33 protein-coding genes are annotated in these 26,984 nt (G+C 30.6%); 21 read left to right on the top strand and 12 right to left on the bottom strand.

The annotated features are described in order from the left end of the window. Both AC5SLL_RS04815 and AC5SLL_RS04810 read left to right on the top strand, forming a co-directional pair. Entirely contained in the window at positions 1 to 894 is an 894-nt protein-coding gene (locus tag AC5SLL_RS04815; RefSeq protein WP_494586291.1) for a DMT family transporter, read from the top strand. Beyond that, the gene (locus AC5SLL_RS04810; RefSeq protein ID WP_494586290.1) at positions 887 to 1,837 is read left to right on the top strand and encodes a D-2-hydroxyacid dehydrogenase family protein; all 951 of its coding nucleotides are present in this window, start codon (positions 887 to 889) and stop codon (positions 1,835 to 1,837) included. The genes AC5SLL_RS04815 and AC5SLL_RS04810 overlap by 8 nt, the downstream gene beginning before the upstream one ends. A gap of 53 nt (positions 1,838 to 1,890) precedes the next feature. Here the strand turns inward: AC5SLL_RS04810 and AC5SLL_RS04805 are convergent, their stop codons facing one another. Then, positions 1,891 to 2,556 (bottom strand): class I SAM-dependent methyltransferase, encoded by a 666-nt coding sequence (locus AC5SLL_RS04805; RefSeq protein WP_494586289.1) that lies wholly within the window; start codon positions 2,554 to 2,556, stop codon positions 1,891 to 1,893. A gap of 50 nt (positions 2,557 to 2,606) precedes the next feature. Here AC5SLL_RS04805 and msrB point away from each other — a divergent pair, with 50 nt between their 5' ends. Together msrB and AC5SLL_RS04795 are read left to right on the top strand one after the other, a co-directional pair. Then, positions 2,607 to 2,981, top strand: a complete 375-nt coding sequence (gene msrB / locus AC5SLL_RS04800; RefSeq protein WP_494586288.1) for a peptide-methionine (R)-S-oxide reductase MsrB — start codon at positions 2,607 to 2,609, stop codon at positions 2,979 to 2,981. Between the two features lies 1 nt (position 2,982). Beyond that, entirely contained in the window at positions 2,983 to 3,324 is a 342-nt protein-coding gene (locus AC5SLL_RS04795; RefSeq protein WP_494579305.1) for a hypothetical protein, read from the top strand. Here the strand turns inward: AC5SLL_RS04795 and grxC are convergent. Further along, positions 3,316 to 3,570, bottom strand: coding sequence for a glutaredoxin 3 (gene grxC / locus AC5SLL_RS04790; protein WP_494586287.1), 255 nt, complete (start codon positions 3,568 to 3,570; stop codon positions 3,316 to 3,318). The genes AC5SLL_RS04795 and grxC overlap by 9 nt on opposite strands. Before the next feature lie 3 nt (positions 3,571 to 3,573). Further along, entirely contained in the window at positions 3,574 to 3,870 is a 297-nt protein-coding gene (locus AC5SLL_RS04785) for a TIGR03643 family protein (protein WP_494586286.1), read from the bottom strand. Between the two features lie 127 nt (positions 3,871 to 3,997). On the opposite strand from AC5SLL_RS04785, the gene AC5SLL_RS04780 reads away from it, so the two are divergent. The 16 genes from AC5SLL_RS04780 to AC5SLL_RS04705 all read left to right on the top strand — a co-directional run bounded on the left by AC5SLL_RS04780 (position 3,998) and on the right by AC5SLL_RS04705 (position 17,887). Next, a complete protein-coding gene (locus AC5SLL_RS04780) occupies positions 3,998 to 4,612 on the top strand; it encodes a LysE family translocator (RefSeq protein ID WP_494572816.1) in 615 nt (204 codons plus the stop codon). A gap of 87 nt (positions 4,613 to 4,699) precedes the next feature. Next, positions 4,700 to 5,941 (top strand): amino acid ABC transporter substrate-binding protein, encoded by a 1,242-nt coding sequence (locus tag AC5SLL_RS04775; RefSeq protein WP_494572815.1) that lies wholly within the window; start codon positions 4,700 to 4,702, stop codon positions 5,939 to 5,941. Between the two features lie 66 nt (positions 5,942 to 6,007). After that, positions 6,008 to 6,901, top strand: coding sequence for a branched-chain amino acid ABC transporter permease (locus AC5SLL_RS04770; protein WP_494572814.1), 894 nt, complete (start codon positions 6,008 to 6,010; stop codon positions 6,899 to 6,901). Further along, positions 6,901 to 7,953, top strand: a complete 1,053-nt coding sequence (locus tag AC5SLL_RS04765) for a branched-chain amino acid ABC transporter permease (protein ID WP_494572813.1) — start codon at positions 6,901 to 6,903, stop codon at positions 7,951 to 7,953. Before AC5SLL_RS04770 ends, AC5SLL_RS04765 begins: the two co-directional genes overlap by 1 nt. Continuing rightward, positions 7,953 to 8,693, top strand: a complete 741-nt coding sequence (locus tag AC5SLL_RS04760; RefSeq protein WP_494572812.1) for an ABC transporter ATP-binding protein — start codon at positions 7,953 to 7,955, stop codon at positions 8,691 to 8,693. Before AC5SLL_RS04765 ends, AC5SLL_RS04760 begins: the two co-directional genes overlap by 1 nt. Next, on the top strand, positions 8,693 to 9,478 hold the full coding sequence (locus tag AC5SLL_RS04755) for an ABC transporter ATP-binding protein (RefSeq protein ID WP_494572811.1): 786 nt from the start codon (positions 8,693 to 8,695) through the stop codon (positions 9,476 to 9,478). The genes AC5SLL_RS04760 and AC5SLL_RS04755 overlap by 1 nt, the downstream gene beginning before the upstream one ends. Next, on the top strand, positions 9,478 to 10,182 hold the full coding sequence (locus tag AC5SLL_RS04750; RefSeq protein ID WP_494572810.1) for an AzlC family ABC transporter permease: 705 nt from the start codon (positions 9,478 to 9,480) through the stop codon (positions 10,180 to 10,182). Before AC5SLL_RS04755 ends, AC5SLL_RS04750 begins: the two co-directional genes overlap by 1 nt. Then, a complete protein-coding gene (locus AC5SLL_RS04745) occupies positions 10,172 to 10,495 on the top strand; it encodes an AzlD domain-containing protein (protein ID WP_494586285.1) in 324 nt (107 codons plus the stop codon). Before AC5SLL_RS04750 ends, AC5SLL_RS04745 begins: the two co-directional genes overlap by 11 nt. After that, positions 10,495 to 11,403 (top strand): glutarate dioxygenase GlaH, encoded by a 909-nt coding sequence (gene glaH / locus AC5SLL_RS04740; RefSeq protein ID WP_494586284.1) that lies wholly within the window; start codon positions 10,495 to 10,497, stop codon positions 11,401 to 11,403. The genes AC5SLL_RS04745 and glaH overlap by 1 nt, the downstream gene beginning before the upstream one ends. Before the next feature lie 224 nt (positions 11,404 to 11,627). Next, positions 11,628 to 12,305: an outer membrane protein gene (locus tag AC5SLL_RS04735; RefSeq protein ID WP_494586283.1), complete on the top strand. Its 678-nt coding sequence runs from the start codon at positions 11,628 to 11,630 to the stop codon at positions 12,303 to 12,305. A 91-nt stretch (positions 12,306 to 12,396) separates the two neighbouring features. Further along, positions 12,397 to 13,164, top strand: coding sequence for a pyrroline-5-carboxylate reductase (locus AC5SLL_RS04730; RefSeq protein WP_494586282.1), 768 nt, complete (start codon positions 12,397 to 12,399; stop codon positions 13,162 to 13,164). Between the two features lie 6 nt (positions 13,165 to 13,170). Beyond that, positions 13,171 to 13,959 (top strand): ABC transporter ATP-binding protein, encoded by a 789-nt coding sequence (locus tag AC5SLL_RS04725; RefSeq protein WP_494586281.1) that lies wholly within the window; start codon positions 13,171 to 13,173, stop codon positions 13,957 to 13,959. Beyond that, entirely contained in the window at positions 13,959 to 14,666 is a 708-nt protein-coding gene (locus AC5SLL_RS04720; protein WP_494572804.1) for an ABC transporter ATP-binding protein, read from the top strand. The genes AC5SLL_RS04725 and AC5SLL_RS04720 overlap by 1 nt, the downstream gene beginning before the upstream one ends. A 5-nt stretch (positions 14,667 to 14,671) precedes the next feature. Next, positions 14,672 to 15,682 (top strand): branched-chain amino acid ABC transporter permease, encoded by a 1,011-nt coding sequence (locus AC5SLL_RS04715; RefSeq protein ID WP_494586280.1) that lies wholly within the window; start codon positions 14,672 to 14,674, stop codon positions 15,680 to 15,682. Between the two features lie 35 nt (positions 15,683 to 15,717). Beyond that, a complete protein-coding gene (locus AC5SLL_RS04710) occupies positions 15,718 to 17,049 on the top strand; it encodes a branched-chain amino acid ABC transporter permease (RefSeq protein WP_494587070.1) in 1,332 nt (443 codons plus the stop codon). Between the two features lie 76 nt (positions 17,050 to 17,125). After that, on the top strand, positions 17,126 to 17,887 hold the full coding sequence (locus AC5SLL_RS04705; RefSeq protein ID WP_494586279.1) for a sulfite exporter TauE/SafE family protein: 762 nt from the start codon (positions 17,126 to 17,128) through the stop codon (positions 17,885 to 17,887). A 53-nt stretch (positions 17,888 to 17,940) separates the two neighbouring features. On the opposite strand, the gene AC5SLL_RS04700 is transcribed toward AC5SLL_RS04705, so the two are convergent. From AC5SLL_RS04700 to AC5SLL_RS04675, 6 genes are all read right to left on the bottom strand, one after another. Continuing rightward, on the bottom strand, positions 17,941 to 19,125 hold the full coding sequence (locus AC5SLL_RS04700) for an ABC transporter substrate-binding protein (RefSeq protein ID WP_494586278.1): 1,185 nt from the start codon (positions 19,123 to 19,125) through the stop codon (positions 17,941 to 17,943). 75 nt (positions 19,126 to 19,200) lie between these two features. Further along, positions 19,201 to 20,058, bottom strand: coding sequence for a DMT family transporter (locus AC5SLL_RS04695; RefSeq protein ID WP_494586277.1), 858 nt, complete (start codon positions 20,056 to 20,058; stop codon positions 19,201 to 19,203). Between the two features lie 3 nt (positions 20,059 to 20,061). After that, positions 20,062 to 21,543 (bottom strand): aldehyde dehydrogenase, encoded by a 1,482-nt coding sequence (locus AC5SLL_RS04690; protein WP_494586276.1) that lies wholly within the window; start codon positions 21,541 to 21,543, stop codon positions 20,062 to 20,064. Continuing rightward, a complete protein-coding gene (locus tag AC5SLL_RS04685; protein WP_494586275.1) occupies positions 21,544 to 22,326 on the bottom strand; it encodes an alpha/beta fold hydrolase in 783 nt (260 codons plus the stop codon). Positions 22,327 to 22,330: 4 nt separating this feature from the next. Beyond that, on the bottom strand, positions 22,331 to 22,918 hold the full coding sequence (locus tag AC5SLL_RS04680) for an amino acid synthesis family protein (RefSeq protein ID WP_494579283.1): 588 nt from the start codon (positions 22,916 to 22,918) through the stop codon (positions 22,331 to 22,333). After that, a complete protein-coding gene (locus tag AC5SLL_RS04675) occupies positions 22,918 to 24,084 on the bottom strand; it encodes an LLM class flavin-dependent oxidoreductase (RefSeq protein WP_494586274.1) in 1,167 nt (388 codons plus the stop codon). Before AC5SLL_RS04675 ends, AC5SLL_RS04680 begins: the two co-directional genes overlap by 1 nt. Before the next feature lie 152 nt (positions 24,085 to 24,236). Between AC5SLL_RS04675 and AC5SLL_RS04670 the strand changes: the two genes are divergently transcribed. Continuing rightward, on the top strand, positions 24,237 to 24,983 hold the full coding sequence (locus AC5SLL_RS04670; RefSeq protein WP_271516635.1) for an aspartate racemase/maleate isomerase family protein: 747 nt from the start codon (positions 24,237 to 24,239) through the stop codon (positions 24,981 to 24,983). Here the strand turns inward: AC5SLL_RS04670 and AC5SLL_RS04665 are convergent. The 3 genes from AC5SLL_RS04665 to AC5SLL_RS04655 form a co-directional block, all read right to left on the bottom strand. Then, positions 24,980 to 25,594, bottom strand: a complete 615-nt coding sequence (locus AC5SLL_RS04665; RefSeq protein ID WP_271516633.1) for a YjbE family putative metal transport protein — start codon at positions 25,592 to 25,594, stop codon at positions 24,980 to 24,982. The two genes, AC5SLL_RS04670 and AC5SLL_RS04665, sit on opposite strands and share 4 nt — an antisense overlap. A gap of 110 nt (positions 25,595 to 25,704) precedes the next feature. Further along, on the bottom strand, positions 25,705 to 26,193 hold the full coding sequence (locus AC5SLL_RS04660; RefSeq protein ID WP_494586273.1) for a tetratricopeptide repeat protein: 489 nt from the start codon (positions 26,191 to 26,193) through the stop codon (positions 25,705 to 25,707). A gap of 2 nt (positions 26,194 to 26,195) precedes the next feature. Continuing rightward, positions 26,196 to 26,969, bottom strand: coding sequence for a 5-oxoprolinase subunit PxpA (locus AC5SLL_RS04655; RefSeq protein WP_494586272.1), 774 nt, complete (start codon positions 26,967 to 26,969; stop codon positions 26,196 to 26,198). Positions 26,970 to 26,984: the final 15 nt, after the last annotated feature.

The following is a 26,984-nucleotide window of genomic DNA, read 5'->3' as shown; positions in this document are numbered from 1 at the left end:
ATGCAAAACACTAAAGCATATACAATGCTGGTATGTGCAACTTTATTTTGGGCTTGCAATTTTATAGTTGGAAAATTTGCTTTTTTAACAGAAATCCCACCTTTATCTTTAGTTTTTTATAGATGGTCTTTAGTTTGGATAATTTTATTACCATTTACTTATAAAGATATAATTGAATACAAAGAAGTCATTTTTAAAAATTTACCATTGTTGTTTTTTTTAGGCTTTACAAGCGTTGGTTTATTTAATTCATTTACATATTTATCTCTAATGCACACACAAGTAATAAATGCTTCTCTCTTTAATGCTGCGATACCCGCTATTATAATTTTACTTTGTTTTTTATTTAATGTTGAAAAAACTAACAAATTTCAGATCCTAGGTTTGATAGTTTCTATTTGTGGGATCATAGTGATTATAACCAAACTTAAACTAGACATTATACTTTCATTAAATTTTAATAAAGGTGACCTAATAATGATTGGAGGTGTTCTTGCTTGGGGAGTTTATTCAACTCTTTTAAAAAGAAAAAAATTTAACTTACCATTGTTAGCGTTAGTGCATGTCATTTGTACATTTGGATTGATTACTGTATTACCACAATTTTTATACGAATTTTCAAATGGAAAAGTGATTCAATTTGATGTTAACTTGATTTATACTCTAGCTTTTCTTGCACTTTTTCCTAGCATTGGATCTTATTATTGTTGGGCTGGAGCGGTATCAATTATAGGTGCCAATAGAGCAGGTATTTCATTATCCTTAATTCCATTGTTTAGTACTATGATGGCTATAATAATCTTTGATGAAAAATTTCAATTTTTTCATTTGATTGGAGCTATTTTAATTATAATAGGTTTATTTTTATCAAATAAGGAAATTAAAAATGCTTAAAGTTGCAATATTAGATGATTACCAAAATGTATCACATGAGTTTGTAGATTTAAAAAAACTTTCAGGAAAATATGAGTTTAAAATTTTTAGTGAACCATTTATTGATGAAGCTGATGCTATTGAACAACTTTCTGATTTTGAGGCTTTATTAATAATGAGAGAAAGAACGCCAATCACTAAAAATTTAATAGATAATCTTAATGATCTTAAATTTATCATTACTAGTGGATCAAGAAATAAGGCAATAGATCTTGTGGCTGCAAAAAAAAGAAAAATTATAGTTAGTGGTACAGAAATTAATTTTACTCCAACGTCCGAGTTAACTTGGGGTTTAATTTTGGGCCTTGCTAGAAATTTTAAAGAAGAAATTGATAATATGTATCAAGGGTATTGGCAGACCACTATTGGCTTTGAACTTAAGGGAAAGATTTTAGGATTAATTGGACTTGGTAGAGTGGGGTCCGAGGTTGCTAAAATTGGTAAGGCTTTTGGCATGCAGGTTATGGCTTGGAGTGAAAATTTAAATTTAGATACCTGTAAAGAATTAGACGTATTACCTTGCAGTAAAGAAGATTTATTACAGAATTCAGATTTTATATCTATCCACGTTCAAGGTGGTGAAAGATATAAGGAGTTAATAAAATTAAAAGAGCTAGATATGATGAAAAAAACTGCTTTTTTAATTAATACGTCACGAGGCTCAATTATAAATGAAGACGATTTAATTATTGCATTATCAACCAATGTTATTGCGGGTGCTGGACTTGATGTTTATGCAAAAGAACCTTTACCTGAAAATAATAAATTAAGATTTTTACCTAATGCATTGTTAATGCCACACGTAGGCTATGTAACAGCTGAGAATTACAGTAAGTTTTACATGCAAATGATTGAGAACTTAGAAGCTTGTGTGAATGAGAGCCCAATTAGAACAATTGAATAATTAATCAAATATTTTTTTAAAAAAAATTTGGTTATTATTAACACAAATAATTTTTATTTTTTTTTATTTTGTGATAGGAATTTATTTATTGAATAAGCTGGTAAATTATTATCTAGATTACAACTAATATCTCCATAAAAATAATCATCACAAATAATTATTCCCTTATTGTTTAAGATTTTCCATGCATTGCTTATATCTTTATAAACCTGACAGGCCTCATGTGCGCCATCAATATAAATTATATCAAATTTTTCACTATTATTATCAAAAAATTTATCAGAGGTACTTTTAAAAAAAGAAAATCTTTTATTAAATTGATCTAAATTATACTTAAAGTTTAAAAATCTTTCAAAATGTTCTTCTTTATAGATGTCTTTGTATAAGTCCCATATATCAACACACACAACCCTTTTTGTTATAAAATTATTTAGGATATATAAAGCACTATTTCCTTCCCAAGAACCTATTTCTAAATAAGAAAAATCTTTAAAATTACGCTTAATTATTAGGTCCCAGTAGTAAGCATTTATAGAAAAATAATCTGTAGTAGTTTTTTTTGATTGGAGAAAATTTTGATGTTTTTTTTTTAATTTTTTTTTTTTATTTTTAACGAGCGGATGTTTAAGTCTATCTAAAAAAAAATGAAAAAAAATTGTAAATGGAGCCTTTTTGTGTATTTGATAATTTATTCTCTTGTAGAAATTTTTTGAAAACATTATATAAAGTTTTATTATTTATTTAAAAATTAAAACAATTATCTATCATCATGATTAAAAAAATAAATAAGATTCTTTCTGCAGAACAAAAATTAGTTTTATTTGAAGATGGAACTGAGTCTCCAGGTACTAGTGAATTAAACTATGAAAAAAGAGAAGGTAGTTATCACTGTGCTAACTGTGATGAAAAATTATTTGATTCAACTGCTAAATATGAAAGTGGCTCAGGTTGGCCTTCATTTTATCAGTCACTACCTGATGCTTTCGAAACTAAAACAGATACTTTATTAGGGTATGAAAGAGTTGAGTATCATTGCAAAAAATGTGGTGGACATCATGGTCATATCTTTGAAGACGGACCAAACCCTACTGGAAAAAGATACTGTAATAATGGTGTTTGTTTAGTCTTTAAGCCAAAAACGTAAAATGATTATTAAGTATACTACTTTTTTAATCGGTATTATTTGGTCTTATTCAATAATAAAAACACAATCAGTGTTTAGTAAGAAGGCTGGAATAATATTTAAAATATTTATTACAAAAATTTCTTGGCTTAGCTTAATTGCAGCTTGTTACTTTGGTTATAAAAATTTTACAGTTAAATCTACAGTTATTGGTATTATAATTGGTGTTTTGTTAGTGAATGTTGGTTTTTATTTATTAAAAAAATATATCAATCAAAGATTTAATGAAAAACAAATAACATCTTTTAAAAGTTTTTTTGAATATACTTTAGTTTTTTTAGTTATTTATTTCGTTTTATTTTAAAAGATCTTGTAATTTATCTTCTTTTTCTAGGGCTCTTACTTCATCGTAACCACCAATGTGCTGATCATCAAAGAATATTTGAGGTATAGTTCTTTTTCCACTAGCTTTAGTAATCATTTCATCCATTGCACCATCTACTGATGCAATGTTGATTTCTTTATATTCAATATTGTTTCTAGTTAATAATCTTTTTGCAGCATCACAAAAATTACAAAGAGGTCCTGTATAAATAGTAACTGATTTCATTGCTTATAAATAATCATTCTTTTTAATTTTACTAGTAATTTCTTTTCTAGAATATTCAAATTTTTTTCTATGTTTTATACTCTTTTGATTTACTCTTTTTCTCCATAACCTGAATGAAGCAGGTTTAACAGATCTTCGCATAATCTTGATTACCTCAGATTCTGTCTTTCCAGTCTTTTGTTCAATTTCTTCAAAAGTGATCCGGTCTGCCCAAGCTGCCCAGATGATCCAATCTGGGTCATCAATTTTCGGTTCTGGATTTTTGACCTTGGTGATGGGTCTGCGACCTTTTTTTTTCATAAATCCTTTATATTTGAAAAAAATGATTAATGCATTTTAATTAAGGGCATGGTATTATCTGGTCTAGATAGTCCATCTTAGCCATCTTTAGCTCCCGGTTTTTTTGGACTATCCTAAAAATCCCAAAATGCTACCTTTAAATTATTTCCTCTTTTTACAGATAATCTTATTTCTATTTATCACCCCTGGAACTCCTAGAATTGTGATCATTTCTTATTCTATGAATTATGGGGTTGAAAAATGTATTTGGACAGCACTAGGAGACGTTACTGCAAATTTTATTCAAGCAACTTTAGTAATTTTTGTTCTTGGATCTTTTTTTGTTGATAATCCAAACTTTTTAAATATTTTTAAGTGGATTGGAATAGTTTATTTGCTTTATCTTGCTTATGATATTTATAATTCAAGACCAAAAGATATAAACTCAAATAATATTTCATCAAAAAGTTTTTTTTCATTCTTTAAAGATGGTTTTTTAGTTGCAGGAACAAGTCCAAAGGCTTGGATGTTCTTTCCTTTAATTTTTCCACAGTTTATAGATTTTAATTCAAATTATATTGTCCAATTTGTAATTTTAATCACAACATATGTAGTCTTAGATTTTTTATCTTTAGTTGCTTATGCTGTGCTTGCTAGAAAGTTAATTGTTTGGATACAAGCAAATCCAAAAACCATTAATACAATTTCAGCGTGCGTATTAATAATAATCGCATTAATTATAGCTTTTATTCAAAAATATTAGGTCACACTTTGTTTTAAGTACTTGCGGAGAATTACATTTAAAGGTTTAATATTTCTTTAAATTTAAAACTAATAGAAGGAAATAAAAATGAAAATCAGAAATATACTAATTACGTTAGTTTCTGCAATTGCTCTTTTAATTTCAGCTTCAACAATATCTTTCGCGAAGGTTGTTGGGGATAAAATTATTTTAGGTGCAGCTGTTTCATTGACTGGAAAATATTCATCTAATGGTGTTCACACTCAAAATGGCTATAACTTAGCCGTAGAGAGAATTAACAGCATGGGGGGTGTTAAAGTTGGTGGAAAAACTTACAAGTTTGAAATCATTTATTATGATGACGAGTCAAACTCTGGAAGAGCAGCACAACTTGCAGAAAGATTAATTCAACAAGATGGTGTTCAATACATGCTTGGGCCTTATAGCTCAGGACTTACAAAAGCTATGGCTCCTGTAACTGAAAAATATGGAATTCCTATGGTTGAAGCAAACGGTGCGTCTAGATCGTTATTCACTAAGGGTTATAAATATTTATTTGCAGTGCTTGCTCCAGCAAACTTATATCTTGATGTAGCAATTGACCTTGCAGTTGAAAAAAACGGTGGAAAACCAGTTAAGATTGCAATGGCATTTGAACAAGATGCCTTTTCTCAAGATGTGAGATTAGGTATTCTTGATGCTGCTAAAAGAACAGGTTCTAAAATCATCATTGACGATAAGTTACCGAAAGAACTTAATGATATGGCTGCTACTTTATCTAAAGTAAAAGCTGTAAAACCAGATGTTCTTGTGGTTTCAGGTCACACAAAAGGAGCTTTAACAGCTGTTAGACAAATTTCAGAAATGAAAGTTGATGTTCCTATGTTAGCAATGACTCACTGTGATGCTGCTAAATTATCTAAGATGCATGGTAAAGCTTCTGAGTATGCACTTTGTGCTTCGCAATGGCATAAATCATTATCTTACAAAGATGATTTCTTTAAAGATGGAACTACCTATGATGCAGATTTTACAAAAGCATTTGGTTATGCACCGCCATACCAAGCTGCAGAGTCGTCAGCTGCTTTATTAGTATTTAAAGATGCGTTCGAGAGAGCACAATCATTTGACACTAAAAAAGTTAGAGACGCTTTAGCCGCAACTGATATGCAAACTTTTTATGGGAACATAAAATTTGCAGAAGGTGGACAGAACGTTTCTAAGCCAATGGTACTTTTCCAAGTGTCATGTAACGATGATGGTAGTAAGTGTGAAAACAAAGTTGTTGCTCCTACAAAATGGGCATCAGCTGAGTTGGTACACCCAATTCCATCTTGGTCTGAAAGATAAATACTCAAATAATTTAAATGCCCTCTACTTGTAGGGGGCATTTTTTTACAAACATTTAAAGAATTTATGGATTTTCTAATTTTTCAAGCACCAATACTAATGGTCCAAGCATCAATGGATGGAATACTTCTTGGTATTTTGTTTGCATTAATTGCTTATGGAATGGCTTTGCAATGGGGCGTGATGAATATAATAAATATCGCACAAGGTGAATTAGTAATTATGGGTGGATACATCGCTTACTTTATGTATCTCTCAGGAATTCATCCAGCCTTTGGGATAATTGTATCTCCAATTGTAATGTATTGCGTTGGTTGGGGAATGTATAAATTGGTTATTAATAAAGTTGTAGATAAAGATTTATTTACATCAATTCTTGCAACTTTTGGAATTAGTATTTTAGCACAACAATTAATGAATTTTGCATTTGGTGCAGACGTAGTTGTTGCTCAATCAGATTTTGGAACAACAACGTTATTTAATGATATGGTTACAATTCCTAATGCTAAGTTATTTGCAGGCGCTGTTTGTGTCATAACTGCAGTTATTTTGGTGATCTATATGAGAAAATCAAAATTAGGTAGAGCAATTAGAGCAACCGCACAAAATGCAAGAGCTGCTAAAATTTTAGGTGTAGATACAGAAAAAGTTTATGCAGCAACATTTGGAATAAATGCTGCTCTATGTGGAATAGCAGGAGCTTGTGTTGCGATCACGTTTACACTTCATCCATACACAGGATTACCTTACACGGTTAGATCGTTCATGATTGTAATCATTGCTGGACTTGGAAATTTACCAGCTGTAGCAGTGTCAGGAATGGGTCTCGGAATATTTGAAGAATGGGCAGATTATTTACTAGGAACAGAATTTAGAATAGCGGCTGTATTCTCGTTACTTGTTTTAATTTTAGTTTATAGAAGATTTAAATTATCAAGAAAAAGAGAATATCTAAAATAATGAATAAAAATACTCTTTTATACGCGGGTTTAATAATTTTTGGTTTGGTAGGAGCATTTATATTTCCTGCTTACAAACTTCAGATGTCGTTTCTTTATATTTTAATCGTACTTGCGATGACTTGGGACGTTCAAGGGGGACAAATGGGTTACAATACATTTGGAAATATTTTATTTTTTGGAGTTGGAATGTATGTTGCTTCAAGTACACAAATAGCAATGTTCTTTTCATTAGCTGAGTGGACAGATGCTGGTGGAGAAAAAACTTTTGTTCATACAGTCCCACAATTTTTTCAAGGGTTTGGTGTTGGAATATTGTTAGCAGGAATTATACCAACAATAATTGCAGGAGTAATTGGTTATGGAATTTTAGGTTTAAGAGGGCATTACTTTGCAATTTGTACTTTAGCCTTAGGAATTGCTGCTGGCGAAATTGCTGGTGGAATTGAAATTATTGGAGCAGGACAAGGTATGACAGTTCCGGTTTGGCCAAAAGATTTAGGATCTAATGCATCATCGTCACAGTTTATGTATTATTTAAGTTTTGGTTTAGCAGTTATAACTTTTATTACTTTAAAGTGGGCCTACAGCACGAGATTTGGATTAGTTTTAAATGCAATAAGAGATAACGAAGATAAAGCTGAAGCAATGGGCATTCACACTATGAGGTATAAAATTATAGGTTGGATGGTATCAGCGTTCTTTGTTGGAATTGCAGGAGGACTAATGGGTCATATTAATGGTTACATTGAACCTAATGAAATTGCATTTGCTGGACCTACATTTGGAGTATTCATGGTGTTAATGGCAATTCTTGGTGGCAAAGGAACTTTATGGGGACCACTTGTTGGTGCTGTTTTATTTCATTTATTTAAAGAAGGTTTTTGGACTTACTTTTTAGGCTGGCAGTATGTGGCTCTTGGAGTTTTAATTATTGTAATCGTTGTTTATTTTCCAGAAGGCTTAATGGGATGGTTAAGAGAAAAATACCCTGAAAGATTTGGAGAGGTAATTGATGAAGCAGACCGAACAGCACAGGTAGAATTAAAGTAATGGCAATATTAGATATATCCAATGTAAGTAAATCTTTTGGTGGTGTTAAAGCCAATGTAGATATTTCTATGTCAGTTGAGCAAGGTTCAATAGTTGGATTAATTGGGCCAAATGGATCTGGAAAAACAACTTTATTTAATTCTATTGTTGGAACTTATCCAATTGATGGTGGATCAATTAAATTTAATGATAGAGAAGTTTCTGAATTACCCGTACCAGTTATTGCTAAACTTGGATTGCTTAGAACTTTTCAACAAACTCGAATTTATGGAAAATTAAACTGTATTCAAAATATGCTAATTAGTCACAAACCTGAAAACGATGGAATTTTAACAGTTTTCCAAAAAATACCTTCAGATTTGACTGATAAAGCAGAAATATTATTAAAGTTTGTAGGACTTCATCAAAAAAGAAAACTTAGAGCGGGAGACCTTTCTTTTGGACAACAAAAATTATTAGAATTAGCGATGGCCTTAATGAATGAGCCTAAAATGCTTTTATTAGATGAACCAACAGCTGGGATTAATCCAACATTAATTAATGGAATTATTGACCGTTTAATTAGTGTCAATAAAGACTATGGGATTACCTTGTTAGTTATAGAACATAATATGAAAGTAATTATGAATTTAGCACAAAGAGTTTTTTGTTTAGCACATGGACAAATGTTAGCAAATGGAACTCCAGATGAAATTAAAAATGATAAGCGTGTGCTAGACGCTTACTTGGGAGCACAATAATGTCAAATCAATATGATGTATTAGGAAAAGCACCAGGACCGGAAGAACTAAAAAAACTATCTCCAGATAATAACCACGTAACAATAAAAAAATTATCTGCTGGATATGGCAAGATGGAAATTCTTCATAATTTTGATTTGTGTGTAAGCAAAGCTCAATCACTATGTTTAATTGGTCCAAATGGTGCTGGAAAATCTACAATCCTTCACTCTATTTATGGATTTACAAATATCTTTTCAGGACAAATAGAAATTGATGGTAAAGAAATTACGCATCTAACTCCAGCTGAAAAACTTAAGTCATGTGGAATAGCATACATCTTGCAAGATAACTCAGTCTTTCCAGACATGACGGTTGAAGAAAATTTACTAATGGGTGGCTATACTAAAGAAAACACAGATGAGTCTTATCAAGAAGCTGAAAGAATTTTTGAAAAATATGAAAGATTAAGAAACAGAAGAAATCAACCTGCAAAAGTTTTATCAGGTGGTGAAAGAAGATTATTAGAAATTTCTAGAGCACTAGTTATGAAGCCTTCCGTATTGCTCGTTGACGAACCTTCAATTGGTTTAGAACCAAGATATATAGATATGGTTTTTGAAATATTAAGAGATCTTCAACAAACAGAAAAGAAAACTATTATTCTAGTGGAACAAAATGCCAAAAAAGGGTTAGAGTTTGCTGATATTGGTTATGTTTTAGTATCAGGTCAGACTGCTATTGCTGGCAAAGGGAATGATTTATTAGAAAATCCTGATGTGGGTAGATTATTCCTTGGCGGTTAATGATTAATAAAGAATTTTTCTTTAAAGGTTTTAAATCTATATTAGCTCCAGATAGTCCTGCATTAGCACTTGGATGTTGCTTTATTGCTATAGGGGCACTTCTTAAAAATTTAGGCTTTAATATTCAGGAAAGTATTTTTTCAACAATGTTAACTTATGCTTTGCCAGGGTCACTAGTTATGGCAGAGTCATTGTTAGTTGGGGCATCATTATTAAATATTTTTTTAGCTGTGTGGTTTGTTAATGCTCGACTATATCCAATGGCCGTTTCTTTATTTCCATTGATGATGCACAAAAGCCAACCTAAATGGAAATATTATTTTTCATGTCATTTTATAGCAGTCTCAGCATGGCTAATAATGAAAAGTAATTACAAAAGTGTAGACAAAAAAAATAGGATAGATTTTTGGATTGGGATTGGCTGCGCTACTTGGGCTACAGCAGTAATAGGAACATTTATAGGATTTTATGCATCTGATTATTTGGATAAAAATATGATGATGGGGTTAGCAATTTTAAATCCAATTTATTTTTTATGTATGATGGTTGGTGCAATGAAAACAATTCAAATTACTTTTTCTGTAATATTAGGTTTGATATTAGGGCCAATTTTTTATTTTTTTTCACCTGAGTGGTCAATTTTATTAGGTGGACTTGTTGGTGGAACGATTGCTTATTTTATAGGAGAACTAAATGTCAACTAGTGTAGTTCTTGCAATCTTAGTTACTTCTTTAGCAACTTTTTTATCAAGATTTTTAGGTGTGATTTCATCGAAAGGAATAAAAGAGACTTCAAAATTATTTAGATGGTTCAATTGTCTGGCATACTCAACACTAGCTGCATTAATTGCTAGAACAATAATATTTCCTGTAGGAGTATTATCTGATGCAACTTATACCAGTAGAGTTTTAGTTGTTCTATTTTGTTTATTTATTTTCTTTATTTCAAAAAGAAATTTTGTTTATCCAACAGTTATTTCTGCTATTATGATGACATTATTAAGTAATTTTATATAATGGAAGACATACCGGAACTAACCATAACAGAAAACCCAAGTTCAAAAAGAATAGTTAACATTCAAATTAACGATGAAATTTTAGAAAAATTAATATTTCCATTTAATAAATTTGATATTACTGCTCTAGAATACAAACCATTTACTCGATTTACTATTGCTAAAAGTTTAGATGATTTAACTTCTAATAAGTTAAGCAAATTACTTAACTCGATAATTAGAGATAGAAATACAGGTTGTTTTATAATAGGTCCAAAAAATATTAGTTCAAAAATTAATGATATTTTTTTGGTTAAATTATCAACAGCAATTGCATATTTAATTGGCAATCCAAACCATGACGCCATGGCTGGAAAATATTATGCAAGATTTCACGTTAAACATGAAGATAAAAGTGACTCGTACTTAAGAAAAGCTTACACAAATATGGATCTCCATACAGATGGGACATATGTTAAAGAGATTACAGATTGGCTTTTGATGACTAAAATTGAAGAACAAAATGTCCAAGGAGGAGAAACAGCAATGTTGCATCTTGATGACTGGGAACATTGTGAGGATTTATTTAATGACCCCATAGGAAAACAAAACTTTGTATGGGGATCTCCTAAAAGTAAAAATATAGAATATAAAGTTGAACATCCAGTTTTCACAACAGATGATAACGGTAAGCCAAATATTTCTTATATTGATCAATTCCCTGAACCAAAAAATATGGATCAAGGAATTTTTTTACAAAAATTATCAGACGCTTTAGAAGAGAGTAAGAATAAAGTAATCACTAAATTAGTACCTGGATCAACCATTGTGGCTAATAATTATTTTTGGCTACATGGAAGAAGGCCCTTTAAGGAAAATAAAGAACTAAGTAGAGAGTTATTAAGAATCAGAGGCTCTTTTTTCAATTAAAATTGAAAAATTGTATGTAATTTGTTCAATTAAAGATTGAAAAATTAATTTTATTTATCAAAGTCAATTTTACTTATTAATAGTCATTATTTTATAGAGTTTATTGTTGTAAAAATACAACATAATATTATTTATATTTATTACAGTTAAAAAATGTACTAATTTAATTAAATTAATGTATGAATTACGCACAATTAGCTAATTAATTAAAAAAGGTAAAAAATATGAAAAAACTAATAACATTAATCTCAGGTTTCATGCTTTTAGCAGTTACAGCTCAAGCTGAAATGAGAGCTGGATTATCTTTATCAGCAGGAGTTTTTGAAGTAGATGGCGCATCTGAGAAATTTTCAGGTTCACACTCAAGTAGTGCAGGGTCTACTTTAACAAAGAACGCATCTTCAGATGGTGATGAAGCAGAGGGATTATTTGGAATAGCATCAATCTTTGTTGAAAAGTCATTTGGTAAATTTGCTTTAGGACTAGATTACGTTCCTCATTCTCTAGAATCTGAAACTACTGAAAACACACAAACTTCATCAGATAGCTCAGCTACAGGTCTTAACAAAGTACAAATTGATTTTGAAAATATGATGACTGTTTATGGAACAATTGCTTTAAACGACAACGTTTATGCTAAAGCTGGTTACATGGAAGTAGATGTTGTAACTAATGAAGTACTAGCAACAGGCGGTGCTTATGGGGACACTTCACTTGATGGTTTTGTTGTAGGTCTAGGTTACAATGCAGATTTAGATAATAGTGCATTTGTAAGAGTTGAAGCAACCTATATGGAATTTGATGGTGCCACTTTAACCAATACAGCTGACAGTGCTAAATCAGTAACTGCAGACGGTATAACTGGATATGGTGCTAAACTTTCAATTGGTAAAGCATTCTAATTAAATAATTCAATTAATTTAAAATTTAAAGCCCCTTAAGTGGGGCTTTTTTTTTGCACGTTATTCAAATAAATGCTGTTATATTTATAAAATGAAATTAGGTTTTATAGGCACTGGTAAAATAGCATCTTCAGTTATTACAGGTATTTGTAACTCAAAAATACAATTCAATAAGATTATAATATCACCTCGTAATAAAAAAATTGCGAGTCAACTTAATAAAAAATTTAAAAAAGTATTGATTGCTAAAAACAATCAAGAAATAGTGGATAACTGCAATTGGGTTTTTTTATCAATTACACCAACTGTAGGTGAAAAAATTATAAAAAATCTTAACTTTAAATCCAGTCAAATAATTATTAGTTTTATTTCAACAATCACTTTATTAGAATTAAAAAAAGCAATTAAGGTAAAAGCAAAAATAGTAAGAGCCATACCTTTGCCTCCAATTTCTTTAAAAAAAGGACCCGTTCCTATTTGTCCACCTAATAAAAGAGTAAAAGATTTTTTCAATAAAATTGGAACGACCGTTGAAATTAAAAATGAAAAATTATCAATAAATTTTTGGTCAATATCTGGAATGATGGCACCTTTTTATGAATTATTAAACGTAATGAGTAATTGGTTGGTAAAAAAGGGTATTAAAAGAGAAAATGCACAAAAATACATTACATCTTTATTTTTAGCTTTATCAGAAGATGCAGTTATAAATTCTAAAAAAGATTTAAAATATTTAGTAAAAGAGTCACAAACACCTAAAGGATTAAATGAGCAGGGTGTTAGAGAATTAACTAAACTAGGGTTTTATAAGAAATTAGACAAAACACTCAATAGTATTCATAAAAGATTAAGTAAGTAAAATTTTATGAGCCAAGATATTTTAAAAATAAAAAACCTTACTAAATATTTTGGTGGACTTGCTGCAGTATCAAACTGCTCTTTTAATATTAAAAAAGGAACAATTACTGGAATTATTGGGCCAAATGGATCTGGAAAAACAACACTGTTTAATTTAATTGCAGGAAACTTAAATTCATCAACCGGACAAGTATTTTTTAATGATGAAGATATAACCAATGTTCCTTCTTATGAATTATTTTCCAAAGGAATACTGAGAACTTTTCAAATAGCACATGAGTTTACAAATCTATCAGTGCTAGAGAATTTAATGATGGTGCCAGCAAATCAATCAGGTGAAAAATTAATGACTGCTTTAATGAAACCAAGTCTAGTTAGAACTGAAGAACTTGCTGTAAAACAAAAAGCTCAGGATGTAGTTGATTTTTTAAATTTGACACATTTATCAAATGAATTAGCAGGAAATTTATCTGGTGGCCAAAAAAAATTGTTAGAACTTGGACGAACTATGATGGTTGATGCAAAATTAGTATTACTTGATGAGGTTGGTGCAGGTGTTAACAGAACTTTATTAAAAGACCTTGGAACTGCAATATATAAATTAAATAGGGAAGAGGGATATACTTTTTGCATGATCGAGCATGATATGGAGTTTATAAGCAGATTATGTAACCCTGTTATTGTTATGGCGGAAGGCTCAGTTTTATTTGAAGGAACCGCTGAAGAAGCTAAGAAGGATGAAAAAGTTATAGAAAGTTATTTAGGCAGAGGATCAAAATTAAAGGATGAGAACTAATGGCTTTTTTTGAAGGTTTAAAAATGACTGGAGGCTATGGCAGTGGACCAGATATTATTAATTCATGTTCTGTGGATGTGAATAGAGGAGAGATAGTTTCTATTCTTGGACCTAATGGTGCTGGCAAATCAACAGCTATGAAAGCAATGCTTGGACTATTAAATTTAAAATCTGGATCTGTGGTAATTGATGGCAAAGATATTACAAAATTCTCACCACAAGATAGAGTTAGAGAAGGAATTTCATTTGTCCCCCAAACCAAAAATGTTTTCTCAGGTATGAGTGTTGAAGAAAATTTGGAAATGGGTGCTTACTTAAGAGATGATAATTTTAGAAATATTATGGAAGAGATTTATGAACTTTTTCCCATCTTAAGAGAAAAGAGAAATCAATTAGTTGGAGAATTATCAGGCGGTCAAAGACAACAGGTAGCCCTTGGAAGAGCATTGATGATCAGACCTTCTGTTTTAATGTTGGACGAACCTACTGCAGGAGTGTCACCAATTGTTATGGATGAATTATTTGATCATATAATAAAAGTAAAGAGAACTAATGTTGCAATTTTAATGGTTGAACAAAATGCCAAACAAGCACTTAATATTTCTGACAGAGGATATGTATTAGTTACTGGTGAGAATAAATATTCAGGAACTGGAAAAGATTTATTAAACGACCCAAGAGTAAGAAGCTCTTTTTTAGGTGGATAAATAATATGGATTTTTTAAACGCAATTATTTTATTATTAAATTATATTTTTATGCCAGCACTTGCGTACGGATCGCAATTAGCATTAGGAGCAATATTTGTAACTTTAATTTATGGAATTTTACGATTTGCTAACTTTGCAACTGGGGACATGATGGCTTTTGGAACAATGTTTACTATTTTATTTACATGGTATTTTCAATCTTTGGGAATTTCCCTTGGTGTTTTGCCTACTGCTTTACTTGCAATTCCATTTGCAATTGTTTTGACAATTTTCTACATGCTTTTAGTTGATAAATTCGTATTTAAATATTACAGAACAAACAAAAGCCCTCCTGTTCAATTAGCAATGGTTAGTATTGGTGTTATGTTTGTAACACAAGCTATTGTTAGAATAATAATTAGTCCAGCAGATAGAAGATTTTATGATGGAGAGAGATTTATTATCAAGGCAGGTGAATTTAAAGAGATGACAGGACTTAATGAAGGTTTAGCAATTAAATCCAGTCAGGTATTAACAATTTTTATAACCATAGTGTTGGTTTCAACTTTATTCTGGTTTTTAAACAAAACTAAAACAGGAAAAAGTATGCGAGCTTATTCTGATAATGAAGATTTAGCTTTATTGTCAGGGATTGATCCTAAAAGAGTAGTGATGATTACATGGATTATAGCTGGTATTTTAGCAACTATTGGAGGAGCTTTATATGGTTTAGACAAAAGCTTTAAACCTTTTACTTATTTTAACAATATGTTGCCCATCTTTGCTGCAGCCATTGTTGGTGGAATTGGAAATCCATTTGGAGCTTTTTTAGGTGGATATGTAATAGCTTTTTCAGAAATATTTTTAACCTATGCATATAAGAAATTCTTTATGTATATTCTGCCAGCAAGTATGGAGCCTGAAAGTTTAGTACAACTACTTTCAACTGATTATAAATTTGCTGTATCATTTTCAATATTAATTATTGTTTTGCTTTATAGACCTAATGGTATTTTTAAAGGAAAAGTTTTGTGAGAAAACATTTAAATGTAATTTTAGCTTATACAATCATGCTAGGGCTTATTATTTTTGTTGGTATTTTTCAGTCATGGAATGTTGCACTTTCTATCTTTAATATGTGCTTGATTTCAGCAGTCATGACTATGGGTGCGAATATTCAATGGGGTTACGCAGGTTTAATTAATTTTGGCCTTATGGGTTATGCGGCTCTTGGAGGATTAGCTGCAGTTCTAATTTCAGTAGATCCAGTGCAAGAAGCATGGGTTGCAGGAGGTTTTAGTATTCTTATGGCTTTATGGTTAATAATTGCGATGATATTTATTGTAAAATTTATATTAAAGCACTTTCAAAAGTCTAAATTTAGAACATATGGAATCGCTTTAATAATTATTTCAGGAATTATAATAATAAAAGTTACCACTCAATCAAGTATTGAAGCCATTGAAAATGTAAATCCAGCAACAACAGGTTTTCTTGGTGGACTGGGACTTCCTATTATGTTTTCTTGGATTGTAGGTGCTTTTTTTGCAGCTGGTCTTGCATTTATAGTTGGTAAAGTTGCACTTGGTTTACGTGCTGATTATTTAGCTATAGCAACACTTTTAATATCAGAAATAGTTATAGCAATTATTAAACATGAAGATTGGTTAACTAGAGGTGTTAAAAATGTAATTGGTTTAAAAAGACCTGCACCCTATGAAGTTGAATTACAGACTAAAGAATGGTTTGTTAATTTAGTAGCTAGATTTAATTCAAGTAAGCTAGATGTAATTTCAAGCATTTCAGATAAACAAGCAGCCCTCAATCAATTAGTAATAGAAGGATCATCTGTATTTGTTAAACTATGCTATTCAGGTTTATTTTTAATTGTTGTTGTTATTTTATTAATCTTTACTCAAAAAGCACTTTACTCTCCATGGGGAAGAATGATGAGGGCTATTCGAGATAATGAAGAAGCAGCAAATGCAATGGGAAAAAATGTTGTTAAACAACATTTGTTAATATTTATTTTAGGATCAGCGATAGTAGGATTGGCTGGAGCTATGCTAGTTACACAAGATGGATTATTTACCCCAGGAAGCTATCAACCAATGAGATATACCTTTTTAATTTGGGTAATGGTTATAGTTGGTGGTAGTGGTAATAATTTTGGAGCAATTTTGGGTGGTTTTGTTGTTTGGTTTTTATGGATAGAAGCTGCACCAATTGCTTTATTCTTAATCAATATGTTTACATCAGGCTTAGATAATGCCCATGTATTAAAAGTTCATTTAATAGAAAGTATTCCATATTTTAGATATTTGATGATGGGAATAGGACTACTGTTGATCATGAGATATCGTCCAAAAGGTATACTTCCAGAGAAAATAGAAATAAAATAAACCAATTATGAAATATATATTATTAGGAATGATGATTGGTTTTGCTCTTTATTTAGGGGACAAATACATTTTCTAAATGAGTCTTCTCTCATTACTTGAGATAAGTCTTTCAAGTGCAATTTTTATATTATTTGTAGTTTTTATCGCCTCAATAGTTAGAGGATTTAATGGTTTTGGTTTTTCTGCCATTTGTGTTTCTGGTTTCTCTTTTGTATTGCCTACGATTGAAATAGTTCCAGTAATTTTAATATTAGAGGTGCTAATTAGTATTTTTATGATTCCATACGTATGGAATAAAGTCGATTGGAAATTTGTGTTTCAGTTATTAGTAGGGATAGCTATAGGCTCACCTGTAGGCTTATATCTACTAAAATATCTTCCACAAAATATTACACATATTTTTATTTGTTTAATTGTTATTTTTTTTTCATTTTTATTAATGAAAGGTTATTTGAATAAGAGACTTAATAATTTTTATAGTAAAATTATTACGGGTGGAATTTCAGGAACTGTGAATGGATTTGCAACATTAGGTGGAATGCCTGTGGCATTATTTTTATTGGTTATAGGAATTCAGCCTGCAGTTATAAGAGCTTCATTAGCTGCTTTATTTTTCTTAACCGACGTATATGCTTTTACTCTAAGTTATACAGGTGGAATTGTAGATCTAACTACTTTTTATCGAACTATACCACTAATCATTATTTTACCAATTGGAGTTTTCATAGGAAATAAATTTTTTATTAAAAGTAAAGAAGAAACATATAGAAAAGTAGTATTTTATTTTTTAATTGTTATTTCAATTATAGGAATTTTAAGAGTGCTTAGTAGTTTTTAATAAAAAAAACCCCTAACAATTTTCATCGCTAGGGGTTCTAAAAAAAATATTAATTATCTTTGTTTTTTATTTTTAAATTTTCCACCTTTGATTTCTTTTTCTAGAAATGATCCAGTAGCTTCACCGACATCAGTAAAAGTAACTCCAGTTGCACCTTCGTAGTCAACTTTTTTACCTTTTGCTAATAAATCCAAACCTTTTTTAAGTTCGCCAGGATAAATTTTAGTTCCTGGTGCATTAGCAACATCCATTACATTCTTAGCAATTGAAGCTCTATCAGCTGATCCACCTGCTTGCATTGCAAGAACAATCAATGCAGCTGCATCATAAGATTCACCAGTGTACGGTCCAGAAGAATCAATTCCTGCTGCTTTAGCAACAGTTTCAAATGTACCTGCAGTTTTTTTATTCATAGAACCCGGTATTGAACCAAAAGATTTATTTAGATCTTTACCAAAAGCATCAGTTAATGAGTCACCAATCATACCATCAGATAAAATAAATTTATCAAATGCACCAGAGTCTAAAGAACCTTGTATAATTCCTTTTCCACCTTGGTCTAGATAACCTATAACAGCCACTGCGTCTCCACCAGCTGCAGCTAAAGTTGCAACTTCAGAAGAGTAATCTGCTTTTCCATCTTCATGAGCTGAAACAGTTGTTACTTTAATGCCATGAGCTTTTACTGCTGCTTCATAAACATCTGCTAACCCTTTACCATAATCATTATTAGTGTAAGTAATTGCTACACTTTTAATTCTTCTATCTTTAGTAATATCAGCTAAAATTTGACCACCTCTAGCATCAGATGGAGCTGTTCTAAAAAAGAACCCTTTATCATCTAAAGTTGTTAATCCTGGAGATGTTGCTGAAGGTGAAATCATTACTACACCATTTGGTACAGCAACATTTGATGCAATAGCACCAGTTACACCTGAACAGTCAGCACCCATGATAGCTGCAACACCTTGTGAGATAACACCTTCGGCTGCTGCTGTTGCTGCAGCTGAGTCAACACAAGTTGAATCTGCTCTTACTACTGAAATAGTTTCTCCACCTAAAAGTGAACCTGAGTCAGAAGCTTCTTTAAATGCAAGCTCTGCAGATGCAGCCATAGCTGGTGTTAGAGATTCAATAGGACCAGTAAATCCTAAAATGATTCCCATTTTAACTTCTGCGAATATATTCGTTGAAAAAGTAGAAACGAATATAAATGCAGCAATAAATAGTTTTTTCATTATTTTCCTCTTTAATTGTTAACGATTTATAAAAACCAAATTAAAGACTATTTAAATAAATTTTCAATAGGAGAATTATCTAATTTTTTGAAGCCTATATACGGAAAATATTATAATTAAACCACCAATCGCACTAAGTAGAGTTGGGATTTCTCCGAATATAAAGAAGGTTAGTATTAGGCCAAATACAGGAAATAAAGAATAAAAGGGCATAATTTTGTTTACTGAATAAAACTTATATAAATAAAATAATGAGGTGTGTGCAATTACAGAAACCATCACCCCATTATGGAGTAATAAAAGCCAAGTATAAAAATCAATATTTAGTAATTGATAAACTGTATTTCCTTCAAAAAAAATGGAAAAAAGAAAAAGCAGTATAAAACCAGTAAAGCCCATAACTGTGTTTGTTAATTTCACATCTATATCTTTGATATATCTAGAAAACACATTTGCAACACCATAGAAAAAAGCAGAAATAGCACATAGAAAAATTGCAAAAATTTCACTTTTTAAATTTGGATCATATCCAATAAGAAAAATTCCAAAAAAAGAAATAAAAATTAAAAACCACATTTTAAAAGAAACTTTTTCACCTAAAAAAATAGAACTAGAAAGTATTGCAAAAGGAATTGCAAGTTGTGCTCCAATAATAATAGGTGCAACCATAGTTGCCTTTTGTAAAGACAGATTTAAAAAAATAAAAACACCAAAACCCATTGATAAAGAAAATCCTAATAAAGGTAGATGATATTTTTTACTTGGAATTTTAAATTTGCAAAAAGGAGCAAGACATACAAAAAGTATTAACATTCTTAAAGAAGCTGCCAATATAGGTGTTAAAGATGTGTTTAATGCAAGTTTATTAATTGGATAAGAACTTCCAAAAAGAAACATGATAAATAAAACTAAAAAATAATGTCTGACAGTCAAATATTAGCCCATTGTAAATGGATCAGACATCGGTTTATCAGATGAATTCAACCATGTGGTCTTAATTCTTGTATACTCTTTAATCGACTCTATTCCTGCTTCTTTGCCATATCCGCTATCTTTAATTCCACCAAATGGTGCCATCGGAGATATTAATCTATAAGTATTTACAAAAGTTATTCCAGCTCTAATTGCTTTTGAAACTCTAATACCTCTTCCAAAATTAGACGTAAAAACACCAGACGATAAACCATATTTGTTATCATTCATCAATTTAATAACCTCATCTTCTGTTTCAAATTTCATCACAGATAAGATAGGACCAAACAATTCATTTTCTGCTGTAGGTAAATTATGATTTTTACATTCAATAATTGTAGCTGGAAAATAATAACCTTTATTTGATATATTAGATCTTTTACCTCCACACCGAATTTTCCCACCTTGCTCAACAGTAGCTTTGATATTTTTTTCTATATTTTCTAGTTGTTTATAACTATTTAAAGGTCCCATTTGAGTTTCATTATCCATAGGAGCTCCTAATTTTATTTTTTCAGCTTTTGCTATTAGCTTATTTAAAAAGTCATTATAAATTTTAGATTGAATGTAAAGTCGTGATCCTGCAATACAGCTTTGACCGCTTGCACCAAAAATACTAGCAGTAATTCCATTTAGTGCGTTCTCTTGCTCGGCATCATCGAATACGACAACAGGGCTTTTTCCACCAAGTTCTAAGCTTACCTGTGATAAATTTTCTGCAGAATTTTTAACAATATGTTTTGCAGTTTCAGGACCACCTGTAAAAGCAATTCTTTCTACAAGGTCATGTGTAGTTAGAGCTTTACCACAAGGCTCACCTAGACCAGTAATTATATTTACAACACCTTTGGGTATACCTGATTTTTCAACTAGTTTTGCAAACTCTAATAATGTTACAGGCGCTAGTTCAGAAGCTTTTATCACAACAGTATTACCCATTGCTAATGCGGGTGCTAGTTTTACTGCAGTTAATAACATTTGGGAGTTCCAAGGAATTATCGCTGCAACAACACCAATAGGTATTCTAGTAGTCGTAACTTGCATGTCTGGTTTATCAATTGGTACAACTGTTCCTTCAACTTTATCGGCCAGTCCAGCAAAATAATCATAATACTCAGCAATATAGTTAGCTTGTGTTTTTGTTTCTCTAAAAAGTTTACCAGTATCAATTGTTTCTATAGTTCCAAGATGTTTGGCGTTTAATCTTAATTGATCTGCAAGAGATCTTAAATACTTAGCTCTTTCTCTTGGGTGTAAGTTTGACCAAGATTTTTCAAAAGCATTTTGTGCAGCCTTAACTGCTTTATCTACATCTTTCTCGTTAGCTTCAGGAACAGTTGCCCAAACTTCGTTATTTTCTGGGTTTACAGTTTCTATTGTTTTTCCAGACTCTGAATTAACCCACAGTCCATTTATATACATTTTAAAGTTTTGAATTTTTGTCATTTATCTATTAATAAAATTTTTAAGATTGATATTAACATCATCTGCACACTCTATACTACAAAGATGTTTTCCATTATTTATCTCAATAAAACTTGAGTTTATTAAATCTTCACATAAGGATTTTGACATCTCAACAGTAGATCCTGAGTCATTTGACCCTGTCATCACAAGGGTCCTAGTTTTAATATTATTAATTATATCTGCATTATCCTCATGATAAGCAAATAACTTGTATGCTTTTAAAAAATTTAAATGATCTTTTTTATTTTTTGTCAAAATTTTTATAAATTGATTATAAGTTTCTGGATGGTCATTTAAGTATTGATCGGTAAACCATCTTTTTAGGGCTTGCTTTGAAATAGGTTTGTTTAATTTAGCCTGTTCAAATCTCTCTATAACCAAAGACCTTTGTTCCAAGCTTCTTTTATATGTTGTACCCATTACAACAAGACTGTTTAGTTTGTCTTGAAATTTAGAGGCAAAATTTAGTGCAATTAAAGAGCCTAAAGAAAAACCGACAAGATTAATCTTATCCACTTTTAAAAATTCTAATATCGATTTTAGTTGGTTCGAAAAATCATCTAATGTTACATCATCTTTATTGAGAATAGTCTTGCCATGTCCCAATAAATCATATGTAATTATTGAATATTCTTTAAAAGCTTCAATTTGAGGTTCCCACATCCGTTGATCAAGTCCAACTCCATGAATAAAAACCACAGGAACTGTATTTTTATCATTAAATGAATAATAATTTTGATTTGGATCAAAATTTTGAAACATTAATTTATTTAGGATCTAATCCCATTTCTTTCATGTCTTGATAACGATCACCTGTTCTAGCATGAGCTCTACCTGTTGAGGCCCCACCAATTGCTATAACTATCTCATCATCAAAAGGAGCATCATGAATCGTAAATTCATGAGTTAAATAATAAGGCCTTAGACCTGAATCTGTTTTATGCATCATTGGAATAGAAATTTTGGATCCAGCTGGACCTCTGGTATTGGTAAAACTTAAGTAAGAAGTTCCACCAACCGCATCTCTAAATTTATTTCCAAATCTTAAAGTATGAATAAATGCTGAAGCATGCTCAATTTCACCATCAAGCCCGACAGTACCTGCCTTTCCATAGGCTAAAATTTTTTCAGGTGATCCAATCTCTTTTATTAACTCTGGAACTAAAATATCACCTAATTTAGGTGCCAAATCTAAAATAATTGGTTTTAAATCTTCAACAAAGCCTTTTCCATGCCATGGATTTTTGAATACAGCTGCAACAGAAACCATCAAAACTGGCTCTTTAGCTTCCTTGCCACCTTCGATAAAAGTTTTATCTACAAATTTTGTAAACTTTCTAAGCTCTAATTTCACTAACTTGCCTTTTCTATACTTGAATTATCTAGATTAATCTTTGGTATAACCTCATCATTAAACAGTTTTATACTTCTCATGCAAGCTTCATGATCTATTCCAGGAAAATTAGACCAAACTTGAAGATTTTGTAAATTTAATTCTGATTTTAATTCATTTATTTTATTAACAACATATTCTGGTGTTCCAAATAATAAGTTTCTTTTATGTAGAAAATCATAATTAAGTAAATCTAATTTATGTTTTGTTTCTGGTAGTTCTTCTCCTGGATCCATATGATTTCCTAAGCCTCTCCAGTGACAAACCCATTTCATATATTTTATAATATGTTCACCTGCTAATTTTTCTGCTTCTTCCATAGTTTCTGCAACAAACATATCTCTTACTAAAGAAATACCTTCTCCAAGCGGAACATCTCTATTTTCAGCTTTAGATTTTGCATCTCGATATATTTCAAATCTAGTTTTCAATGCTTTTACAGTTGGTATCCACATTATTGTATTTAAACCATTTTGTGCAGCCCATTCAATTGATCTTGCTCCATCTACCACCTGCCATATTGGAGGATGTGGATACTGTTTTGGTTTAGGCACAATACTTATTTTTTTTATTTCATTAGTTTTGATATCTAGAAATTCTTTACTTGGTGGACTCATATCATGTTGCCAAACAAAACCAGGAGTAGGGTAAGTATAAAATTCACCTTTGTGACTAAAAAACTTTTCTGTCCAAGCTTTTTTCATAATAGTTAGAGTCTCATCAAACAAACGAAAATTTTTAGCCTGATCTTTTAGATCAGCCTCTTTATTCATATTTATCGCTTCTCTTCCATATATTCCTCTGCCAATACCAACTTCTACTCTGCCGTTTGAAAGTTGATCCAATAATGCTATGTCTTCTGCTAAACGTATTGGGTTATGAAATGTAATTACGTTACAAGCTTGACCTATTCTAATTTTTTTAGTTCTAGCTGCAGCATCTGCACCCATCATTAATGGATTAGTACAAGACTCCATTCCCTCATGATTAAAATGATGCTCTGTATACCAAATAGAGTCCCAATCATTTTTATCGCAATATTCAGTTATCTCTTTAGTTTCATCAAGTAATTGTGTGTATGGTTTATGGTCCCAATTGGTAGTGTTACAAAAATATCCAAATTTCATTCAAACCTCCCTAAATAATTAAATTTAAAGACGACTGATCCCGCTTTCGTATTTTTTGAATAACGACGAGTTATGTATCGCTTTATATAAACATTATTTTAGCTAGACTATTTAATCAATATATATTTAATCGACCTTTATAGAGATTATCAATGAAACTAAATAAAATTGACCCAAAGTTCATATCTAAAGCCAACCCTAGAATAGGTTTAATAGCCCTAGGTAGTGATTTTAGAATTGAAAAAGACTTTAATAATGTGATTTATGGTAGAGATATAGATCTCTACGTTAATAGAATACATTGCTACAACCCATTAACTAATGAAACATTAGCTAAAATGGCAGATGATATTACAGAGGTGACAAATGATATTTTACCTGATCAAAAAATAGATTGTGTTGCTTATGGATGCACTTCAGGAACTGTTGCTGCTGGGTATGAAGTGATTAAGACAAAAATCAATGCAGCAAAGCCAGAGGCAAAAGTTACAACTCCCATTACATCAGCAATTAAAGCTCTCAAAAAACTGAACATAAAAAAGATATCTGTATTTACCCCATATACAAAAACAATAAACGACACAGTTTTGAATTATTTTAAAGATCAAAATATTACTGTTAACTCTTTAACATATTTTGATATTGCATCGGATCTTGATATTGGCAAGGTTGAAGAAGAACATTTATTCGATGTATTATCAAAAATTGATTTAAGTGAAAGCGAAGCCTTGTTTGTTTCATGCACAGCTTTACCAGTTTTATCAATTATTGATAAGCTTGAAAAAGAATTGAATAAAGTCGTTTTATCAAGCAATCAAACATTGATATGGGATGCTTTGAATTTAGTTGGTAACAAAAATATTGTTAAAGGTTATGGAAAAATATTTGAAGTTAATTAAAAATATTTTTGAAAAGTTTGATTTATTGACAAGACTCCATAATCATTCAATCCACCAATGATTAATTGCAGTCCAACTATTAATATAAAAAATAAACCAACATATGCTATCCAAATATGCTTTTGAATATAGTTAGCTAAATAAGTAGCTAATGCACCAGTTAGAACCACAGATAAAACAAGACCAAAAATCATAAAACCAAAGTAACCTTTAGAAGCCCCAACTACCCCAATGACATTATCAAAACTAATTGTAATATCTGCAAATAATACCTTGTAAACACTTTGTATATAAGATGGTTCAGTAGATTTTTTAACTGGAGATTTTATTTTATTTTTCATCTCGACTAAATCTTTTCTCAAATCGTTAGCAATCCAAATTAGAAGCAACCCACCTAAAATTTTTATATAATAGAATTCAAATAAATAAGTGGCAAATAATGCAAAAATAACTTTAAAAACTAATGCGCCCACAACACCCCAGAGAATTATTTGTTTTCTATTTTTTGGAACGAAGTTAGCTGCGATTAAAGCTATAATTATAGCGTTATCTGCAGCTAGGATAATATCTATAAAGATAATTTGGAGTAGTATTATGCCTTCTTCAATCAAGATGATTGAATAATAGTAAAAATCTATAATAAATCAATATATTAAAGGCTTAATAAGACATACAATTTCTTAAATTGATTTTAGGACAGATCATCACGAAATAATTAAAACTAATATTTAGATTTTTTTCCACCATCAATTATTGCTTTAAGTTCTTCATATTCTTCACAATTACATGATTTTAACACATCAAGTCTTTCTTTTGCTAAATCAATTCTGTTAGTAACAACATAAAGTTCACCCAAGTATTCATTAATTCCATTGTGGTTGGGTTCTATAGAAAGTCCTTGTAAATAATATTTTTCACCTCCAGCATAATCTCCAAGCTTTCTTGTTGTAAAACCAAGATAATTGAGAGTATCAGCTTTATTTGGTTTTTCTTTATTAGATGCAACCAAAAGATCTAAAGCTTTTTCATATTTTTTGTTGGCTTTTTTGGTTTTACCTTGTTTTTCATATTTTTTTGCAGCTTTAATAATCGTAACTGCCTTATCATAATTTGATTTTACTTTGCTAGAACTGTCACTACTAGACCCAGCGGCATAAGAATTTGTTAATAATAAAATTAAAACAGAAAGAGTAACAAAAATATTTTTCACAATTATATAAATTTTTTCATTAGGTTAAGTGGTTTTAGTTTAAGTCCATTATCTATTAAATTTTTTTTAATTGATTTTGCAGTAGCTAATGAACTTTCATTATCCCCATGTATGCAAACAGAGTCTATTTCACAAGGTATTTGCTTACCACTGTGACAATTAAGCGACTGATTTTTTACCATACTTAATACGTGTTTTTTTGCTTGTTCTGGGTTGATTATTAAAGCGTGAGGTTTTTTTCTAGAAACTAAATTTCCATTATCTTCATAGTTTCTATCTGCAAATATTTCACATGCAATTTTCATATTGAGTTTTTTTGCAGCTATTTCCATTTTAGATCCAGTTGGCACTAGATAGATTATTTCTTTATCAATTTGATAGATAGTTTTTGCTAATAGTGTTGCAAGCTCTAAGTCTTCACAAGCCATATTATTTAACGCACCATGTGGCTTTATATGAGTAACCTTTTCACCATACTCTTGAGCAATTTTATTTAGAGTTTGAAATTGGTCAATAATAAGTTTTGAAATTTCAGATGAATTTAAATTCATTCTTTTTCTTCCAAAATTTTCTGGATCATTAAATGAAGGATGGGCTCCAATACTTACTCCATTTTTTTTTGAAATTTGGACAACCATTCTCATTGTATCATTGTCTCCAGCATGATAACCACAAGCAACATTTGCTGAATTTATAATATCTAATAAAGCAGGATCATTTTCTATTGAATGAAATTTTGATTTTTCACCTAAGTCGCAATTGATATTAATTTCCATAACCTATACCTTGGA

The sequence above is a fragment of the Candidatus Pelagibacter sp. PS_43 genome (assembly GCF_059417795.1).
Note: the sequence above shows the minus strand (reverse complement) of the source record. Positions and strands in the feature narration are given on the sequence as shown.